Below are 7639 nucleotides of genomic sequence, written 5' to 3'. Positions count from 1 at the left end.
GGTTACATTCCGAACCCGGAAGCTAAGCCTTACAGCGCCGATGGTACTGCTGGGGGGACCCGGTGGGAGAGTAGGACGCCGCCGAACAAATTTTGAGGGGAAGCCCCGCATCTATTGATGCGGGGCTTTCTTGCGTTTGTATTACGGTGGGGCTCATGAGTCATGAGGGGCGGTATCTGGTTCGGGCCATTCGGGCCGATGAGTGGCCCGCGATGAAGGAGTTGCGGCTGGCCGCGCTGTTGGATCCGGTCGCGCATCTGGCGTTTCTGGAGACCTATGAGCAGGCTCTCGCCCGGCCCGATTCATTCTGGCGGGGGCGGGCCGAGAGGTCGGCCGAGGATGCCGACGCGGGCCGGCAGATCATCGCGCAGGGGCCGGACGGGGAGTGGGTCGGGACGGTGACCGTGCTGATCGAGGAGGCCGGGACCACGGACTGGGCCGGGTTCCCGGTGGACCGGCGGCAGGGGCATGTGGTCGGGGTGTTCATGCGGCCCGAGCACCGGGGGTGCGGGCTGACCGAGCTGCTCTTCGACGAGGCGCTCGGCTGGGCCTGGCGGCAGGGGGTGGAGCGGGTGCGGCTGATCGTGCACGAGGACAACGGGCGGGCGCGGGCGCTGTACCGCAGGCTGGGGTTCGAGCCGAGCGGGGTGACGGTGCCGTTGGCGGGGGACTCGGGGGACGCCGAGTTGGAGTATGTGCTGGAGCGGCCCTGAGACGACCGTCAGGGGACCGGCAGTTCCTCGCCCGGCCAGCGGGAGCGGGCCTGTTCGCGGGAGCGGAGCAGCGCCAGGGTGGGCAGGCCGCGGTCGGCGCCCCGGGTGAGCAGGGCGGGCAGCTCCGGGATCGGGGCGACGGCGGCGATGTCGTCCAGGATCAGTGAGAGTGGTGGGTCGAGCCGACCGGACGATGACCGTTCGGCCATGTGCCGGCCGTGCTCGACCACGCTGGAGACGAGGGCCGTCAGCAGGGGCATCGCGCCGGGATTGGCCCTGGGGTCCTCGATGGAGTCACCGACCACATAGAGCGTGCCCCCTTCGGCCACAAAAGAATCCAGTACGAGGGCATCGGCTCGATTGGGGGTGCACGCTTCCCGGACATTCACCGTGAAGAGTGCCGAGAGTGCTCTGCCCGCCAACTCCTGCGCGATGTCCCGGCGTTCGGGGTGGGAGGTGAGGGCGGCTTCGAGTTCGCCCGCGGCGCCGGGGGCGGCCTTGGGGTGGGTGCGCAGGGTGCGTACCGCGTCCTGGATCTGGTTGCCCTGGGCCCAGCGGTGGACATGGCGGACGGTGCGGCCGTCCAGGGCGGCGGCGTGCAGGCAACTGCGCAGCAGTATCTCGGCGGTGTCGGCGACGGCCTGGTCGAGCTTGGCGGTGGGGCGGACCGGGGCGAGCAGGGCGGTGGCGCGGCCGGCGGCGGTGGTCCGGTCCTCGCAGCCGGTGGTGGGGGACCAGTGCAGCCGGGCCGGGGTGTCGCAGCGGTGGGTGGGGTCGTAGAGGAGGACCGGGCCGAGTTTGGCGCGGGCGTCCTTGGTGTCGTGCCACAGGGCCGGGTCGGAGGTGACGATCAGGGCCGGGCCCTCGGCGTCGCGGATCGCCTGGACGGCGGTGGCGCGGCGGCGCTCGGGGGGTTCGAAGAGGAGGGTGGGGTGGTCCCGGGGGGTGGTGGGGGGTGTGGGTTCCGGCAGTGCGGCCAGTTCTAGGGCCAGTTCAGGTTCCAGTTTCAGTGGCGGGTCCGGCTTCAGTGCCGGTGCGGTGCGGGGGGTGGGGACCTCGGGCTGGTTGGGGGGTTCGGGGTGGGGTGGGGTGGTGAGGCGTTCGGCGCGTCGGCGGGCTCGGCCTGCCCGGTAGCGGGCGGTGGTGCCCAGGACGAAGACGGTGAGGACGATCAGGACCATGAGCTGGCCGATGAACAGGCCCCAGAACAGGCCGTAGCCGGAGAGCTGGGCGGCGGGGGTGTCGGGCCAGGCGGCGGGGAGGTCGTGCGGCTCGGTGGCCAGGGCGCGTATGGCCAGCGGGCTGCGGACGAAGGTGACGCCCTCGGGCCAGACGCCGTGGGCGAACCAGCCGGCCAGCATGGTCGCGGACCACACCATCAGGGTCATGCCGAGCAGGAACGCGAGCAGGCCGACCAGCAGCCCGTCCGGGATGCCGCCCTGGCCGGCCTGGCCGCCCTGACGGGGATCGTCGTGTCGCACGTCGCCGTCTCTCCTTGCGCTCTGTGCCCTCAGGCCACCGTCGACTCGGAGTCGCCGAGGTGCTGTTCCACGAAGGCCGCCGCTCGTTCCTCGGCCTCCAGTTCGGCGGCGCGCAGGGCGTCGTCGGCGAGGTCGTGGTCGTGGTCGAGGGAGGATTCGGTCATCGCGCGGTCGGTGAAGACCAGGGGGCGTTCGCTCTCGGTGATGAGGTGCTTGACGACCTGGACATTGCCGTTGACGTCCCAGACGGCGATGCCGGGGGTGAGGGTCGGGATGATCTCCACGGCCCAGCGGGGCAGACCGATGACCTTGCCGGTGGCGCGGGCCTCGTCGGCCTTCTGGGCGTAGATGGTGCGGGTGGACGCCATTTTGAGGATGGCGGCGGCTTCCTTGGCCGCCGCTCCGTCGATGACGTCGGAGAGGTGGTGGACGACGGCGACGAAGGAGAGGCCGAGGCGGCGGCCGAACTTCAGGAGGCGCTGGAAGAGCTGGGCGACGAAGGGGCTGTTGATGATGTGCCAGGCTTCCTCGACCAGGAAGATCCGCTTCTTGCGGTCCGGGCGGATCCAGGTGTGCTCCAGCCACACGCCGACGATCGCCATGAGGATGGGCATGGCGATGGAGTTGCGGTCGATGTGGGAGAGGTCGAAGACGATCAGGGGCGCGTCGAGGTCGATGCCGACGGTGGTGGGGCCGTCGAACATGCCGCGCAGATCGCCGTCGACCAGGCGGTCGATGACCAGGGCCACGTCCAGGCCCCAGGCGCGGACGTCGTCTATGTCGACGTTCATGGCCTCGGCGGACTCGGGCTCGGGGTGGCGTAGCTGCTCGACGATGTCGGAGAGGACCGGCTGGCGCTCGACGATCGTCTCGTTGACGTAGGCGTGGGCGACCTTGAGGGCGAAGCCGGAGCGTTCGTCCAGGCCGTGGCCCATGGCGACTTCGATGATGGTGCGGAGCAGGGCGAGCTGGCCGGTGGTGGTGATGGAGGGGTCGAGGGGGTTGAGGCGGATGCCCATGTCGAGGGCGGCGGTGGGGTCCAGGCGGATGGGGGTTATGCCGAGTTCCTCGGCGATGAGGTTCCATTCGCCGACGCCGTCCTCGCCCTGGGCGTCCAGGACGACGACCTGGCGGTCGCGGAAGCGGAGCTGGCGCAGGACGTAGGTCTTCTCCAGCGCGGACTTGCCGTTGCCGGACTCGCCGAGGACCAGCCAGTGGGGGGCGGGGAGCTGCTGGCCGTAGAGCTGGAAGGGGTCGTAGATGTAGCCCTTGCCGGAGTACACCTCGCGGCCGATGATCACGCCGGAGTCGCCGAGGCCGGGCGCGGCGGTCGGCAGATAGACCGCCTGGGCCTGGCCCGTGGACGTGCGCACCGGGAGCCGGGTGGTCTCGACCTTTCCGAAGAGGAAGGACGTGAAGGCGTCGGTGAGGACGGACAGCGGGTCCCGCATCAGGGGCCTACCTTCGGATGCCGGTGGCGAACGGGAGGGTGTTCACAAAGGCCCGGTGGTGCTCGCGGTCGCACCACTCCAGCTTCAGATACGACTTGCCGGCCGAGGCCCTTATGGTCCGCTTGTCGCGGCCGAGGGCTTCGGGGGAGCGGGAGGAGACCGTGATGTAGCCGACCAGGTTGACGCCGGCGGCGCCGCTGGCGAGGTCTTCGCCGCGCTGGTCGAGCCGGTCGTGGGCGGCGATGTCGCGGGGGTCCACGGTGCGGTTCATCTTGGCGGCGCGGGACTGTTCGGCGACGTCGTTGGTCTTCTCGGTGAGCATGCGCTCGATGGCGACCTCGGTGGGTTCGAGGTCCATGGTGACGGCGACCGTGCGGATCACGTCCGGGGTGTGGACGAGGAGCGGGGCGAGGAAGTTGACGCCGACGGGGGTCATCGGCCACTCCTTCACCCAGGCGGTGGCGTGGCACCAGGGGGCGCGGGTGCTGGACTCGCGGGTCTTGGCCTGGAGGTAGGTGGGCTCCATGGCGTCGAGTTCGGCGGGCCAGGCGTTGCGCTGGGTCATGGCCTGGATGTGGTCGATGGGGTGGTCGGGGTCGTACATGGAGTGCACGAGGGAGGCGAGGCGGCCCTGGCCGAGGGGCTGGCGGACGCGGATGTCGGCTTCCTGGAGGCGGGAGCAGATGTCGGTCAGCTCGCGGGCCATGACGACGGCGAGTCCGGCGTCGCGGTCGGCCCGGCCGCGGTGCGGGCGGGCGGCGCGGGCCATGGCCTGGGCCTCGGCGGCGAGTTCGCGGGTGTAGTGCATACAGGCCACGAGGTAGGCGCGGTGCTGCTCGCTGCTGGTGGAGACCATGGACTGGAGCTGGTCGTAGGAGTCCTGGAGCCAGCCGGGGGCCTTGTCGTCGCCGCGGACGGCGACGTCCTTGGCGTGGGCGTCGGGGTCGGCGGGGAGGGTGCGGGCGAGCATCTGGAGGCGGGTGACGAAGCCGTCGCCGTTGGCCACGTGCTTGAGGAGGGTGCCGAAGCGGTCGACGAGGGCTTCCTGGTCCTCGCTGTCGCGCAGTCCGACGCCGGGGCCCTCGATCTCGATGGCGGCGGTGACGGTCTTGCGGTCGGCGTGCAGGAGGACGGCGATCTCGTCGGGGCCGAAGGGGGCGGCCAGCCAGGTGATGCGGCCGATGCCGGGGGGCGGGCCGACCTCGACCTCGCGGCCGTCGATGCGGGTGCCGGCCTCGACGACGCCGGAGCGGTAGGTGGTGCCGGAGCGCAGGGTCCGTTTGAAGCTGCGGTTGATCTCGAACCACTTGTAGAGGGTGCGGCGCTTGTAGGGCATGTACACCGCGGCGAGGGCGAGCATCGGGAACCCGGCGAGCAGCACGATCCGCAGGGAGAGCACGGGGACGAGGAGCCCGCACATCATGCCGAGGAACGCCCCGGCGATGATCAGGGCGATCTCGCCGGTCTCGCGATTGCGGCCGACGATCGCGTTCGGCCGGGCCCGGCCGATGAGATACGTACGGCGGGGCGTGACCGGATGGGACAGATGGGACTCGGTCGTCAACGCCCTTCACCTCCCGTGCGGTTGTTGCTGCTCTTGCCGAGGTTGCGGGTGTTGCTGGCGTGCGGGGTGTTCACCGGGGAGCCGGAGCGGGGGGCGGGGGTGGCTCCGCCGGTGCCGGTGCCGCCGGGGGCGCGGGTGCTGTGCGCGGCGACGCCGCCGGCGGTCTGGTTGGCGGGGCGGGGGGCGGCGCCGGAGCTGCCCTGGTCGGCCCGGGTGCTGTGGGTCTTGATGCCCTGGGCGACGAGGGTGGCGGGGGAGCTGATGACGGCGGCGGCCTTGCCCTCGGCGCCCTGCATCAGCCGGTTGTTGCGGGAGCCGGCGATCTCGTCGCCGAAGCCGGGGACGAACCGGTAGATCATCGCGGACGCGAAGATGGCGAGCAGGATGATGGAGAGGCCGGAGACGACGGCGGAGAAGGCGTCGGGGCCGTCGTCGGCGGAGAGCGCGCCGGCCAGGCCGAGGACGATCACGATGACCGGTTTGACCAGGATGACGGCGATCATGATGCCGGCCCAGCGGCGGACGTGGCTCCACAGGTTCTTGTCGACGAGTCCGGCGTAGACGACCGTGCCGAGCAGGGCGCCGACGTAGAGCAGGGCGGCGCGGATGACCAGTTCCAGCCAGAGGACTCCGGCGGCGACGATCGACACCAGGGAGACCACGATCAGCATGATCGGGCCGCCGCCGATGTCGGTGCCCTGGTCCAGGGCCTCGGCGAAGTTGCCGAAGAAGACGTCGGTCTGGTCGCCGGTGGCGCGGGCGAGGACCTCGCTGATGCCGTCGGTCGCGGAGACGATGGTGTAGAGGATCAGCGGGGTGAAGGCGGAGGCGAGGACGGTCAGCCAGAGGAACCCGATGGCCTCGCTGACGGCGGTGGCGAACGGGACGCCGCGCACCGCGCGCTTGGCGACGGCGAGGAGCCAGAGGAGGAGGGTGAGGATGGTGGAGGCGGCGAAGACGACGGCGTACTGCTGGAGGAAGCGTTCGTTGGTGAAGTCGACGTTGGCCGTCTCCTGGACGGCGTCGCTGAGCTTCTGCACGGTCCAGGCGGCGGCGTCGGCGCAGCCTTGGGCGAGGGAGGCGAGGGGGTCGGTGGTGGCGGAGGGGTCGACGGAGGTGGCCCCGGTGCCCTCGTCGCCGCGCTCGCAGTAATCGGCGGCAGGGCCGCGGATGAGGTCGCAGTCCTCGTTGGCGGAGGGGCTGGTGCTGGGGCTTGGACTCGGGCTGGGGCTCGGGCTGGGCGGGGTGGGGGGTGAAGCGACCGCGCGGGCGGCCAGCAGCACCGCGGTGGCCTGAAGGGCGGCGACCGCGGCCGTCACCTTGAGGGGCAGACGCCTAGCGCGCATAGGTGAACCCTCCGTATTCCTCGACGGCCTTCGTCATGTCCTCGGCGGTGGACGCCTTCTGATCGCGTGCCACCGGAACGGGGCCGTCCTTCTGCTGGAAGTCGGTGATCTTCCAGTCGTCGGCCCAGGTGAGCTGGTACGTGGCCGTGAACCAGCTCTCGGTCACGGGATTGACGGAGGCTTCGCCCGAGAGGCCGAACAGCGACGAGTACCAGACCTCGACGGTGGCGGCGGTCTGGCTGAACGCGGTCACCTTGGTGCCCACCGGGATGACCCGGGAGACGAAGGACTGGCCGTCGGGGGCCGTGCCGTCCCGGTCGAGCCCGATGTTGCGCAGGAACTGTTCGTCGGAGTAGGCGGAGTCGATGTCGGCACCGCGGCTCGCGGCTACGTCGGGTGCGTAGACGGTGCTGACGATGGAGCGCCGGGAGTTCGTCGCGTACATGCCCGTCGACCCCAGTGCCACCGCGAAGTTCGCCGCCGCGCTCTGGGCGCCCTGTTCGGTTCGGGCGTAGCCGGTGGGGATGCCGTTGGTGGTGGTGTCGACGGGGTCCGTGCCGGAGGGGGCCGTGGGGGCGGTGCCGGGTGGGGCGGCGGGGCCGGGGGAGGCGTCCGCGGAATCGTCCCCTCCGCGGTTCGCGAAGGCGATGGCGGCGATCAGCAGGACGACCACGCCGACGACCGTGACCAGGCTTCTGGAGGAGGTGCGTCCGCCGCGCCGGGCGGTGCCGGAGGCGGCGGACCCGGGCAGCCGGGTGCGGGTGCTGCCGCTGCCGCCGTACGCGTCGGAGGTGTCGGCGCGGGTGGAGTCGCCGTAGCCGTGGTCGTCCCCGAGGCTCATGCCGCCGGTGCCCCCTCGCTGTGGTCGCTGTCGTGCCGGTGGAGGGCGTGCCTGGGGCACGGCTCCGGATACGACGGTAGCCGGGCGGGTCGCCGCGCGGGCGCGGTGTGGTGACTCGACATCAGGGAGACGCAACCTCAGCCGGTGGGCACGACGGATGGGTGGGGACCGGGTGTTTCCCGTGGGGGCGGGGCCGGTGGTGTGCCGGGCGGGGGCGCGCCGAGTGGGGGGTCGGCGCGGGTC

At 71.4% G+C, this 7639-nt stretch carries 6 protein-coding genes and 1 rRNA gene; 2 read left to right on the top strand and 5 right to left on the bottom strand.

The features are described from left to right. Together rrf and AB0O01_RS08875 are read left to right on the top strand one after the other, a co-directional pair. Window positions 1–87 (top strand): 5S ribosomal RNA (rrf, locus tag AB0O01_RS08880); the annotation flags it as partial. 68 nt (window positions 88–155) lie between these two features. After that, complete coding sequence (locus tag AB0O01_RS08875) at window positions 156–713, top strand: GNAT family N-acetyltransferase (RefSeq protein ID WP_365311759.1); 558 nt, start codon at window positions 156–158, stop codon at window positions 711–713. Between the two features lie 8 nt (window positions 714–721). On the opposite strand, the gene AB0O01_RS08870 is transcribed toward AB0O01_RS08875, so the two are convergent. The 5 genes from AB0O01_RS08870 to AB0O01_RS08850 are packed head-to-tail and all read right to left on the bottom strand — an operon-like array spanning window position 722 to window position 7396. Beyond that, entirely contained in the window at window positions 722–2194 is a 1473-nt protein-coding gene (locus AB0O01_RS08870; protein WP_365311758.1) for a type IV secretory system conjugative DNA transfer family protein, read from the bottom strand. Between the two features lie 29 nt (window positions 2195–2223). Then, window positions 2224–3645 (bottom strand): ATP-binding protein, encoded by a 1422-nt coding sequence (locus AB0O01_RS08865; RefSeq protein WP_365311757.1) that lies wholly within the window; start codon window positions 3643–3645, stop codon window positions 2224–2226. 7 nt (window positions 3646–3652) lie between these two features. After that, the gene (locus AB0O01_RS08860; RefSeq protein ID WP_365311756.1) at window positions 3653–5209 is read right to left on the bottom strand and encodes an SCO6880 family protein; all 1557 of its coding nucleotides are present in this window, start codon (window positions 5207–5209) and stop codon (window positions 3653–3655) included. After that, the gene (locus tag AB0O01_RS08855; RefSeq protein WP_365311755.1) at window positions 5206–6555 is read right to left on the bottom strand and encodes a hypothetical protein; all 1350 of its coding nucleotides are present in this window, start codon (window positions 6553–6555) and stop codon (window positions 5206–5208) included. Before AB0O01_RS08855 ends, AB0O01_RS08860 begins: the two co-directional genes overlap by 4 nt. Continuing rightward, the gene (locus tag AB0O01_RS08850; RefSeq protein WP_365311754.1) at window positions 6545–7396 is read right to left on the bottom strand and encodes a hypothetical protein; all 852 of its coding nucleotides are present in this window, start codon (window positions 7394–7396) and stop codon (window positions 6545–6547) included. The genes AB0O01_RS08855 and AB0O01_RS08850 overlap by 11 nt, the downstream gene beginning before the upstream one ends. Window positions 7397–7639 lie beyond the last annotated feature (243 nt).

Origin of the sequence: Streptomyces sp. NPDC093252 (assembly GCF_040683675.1) — a bacterium.
GTDB lineage: Bacteria > Actinomycetota > Actinomycetes > Streptomycetales > Streptomycetaceae > Streptomyces.
The sequence above is the reverse complement of the archived record's forward strand: the minus strand, read 5'-3'. Positions and strand labels throughout refer to the sequence as shown.

Excerpts from the sequence above, each read along its gene's own strand:
- AB0O01_RS08875 (WP_365311759.1), top strand. The coding sequence starts at position 156 with ATGAGTCATGAGGGGCGGTATCTGGTTCGGGCCATTCGGGCCGATGAG.
- AB0O01_RS08865 (WP_365311757.1), bottom strand. The coding sequence starts at position 3,645 with ATGCGGGACCCGCTGTCCGTCCTCACCGACGCCTTCACGTCCTTCCTC.
- AB0O01_RS08855 (WP_365311755.1), bottom strand. The coding sequence starts at position 6,555 with ATGCGCGCTAGGCGTCTGCCCCTCAAGGTGACGGCCGCGGTCGCCGCC.
- AB0O01_RS08850 (WP_365311754.1), bottom strand. The coding sequence starts at position 7,396 with ATGAGCCTCGGGGACGACCACGGCTACGGCGACTCCACCCGCGCCGAC.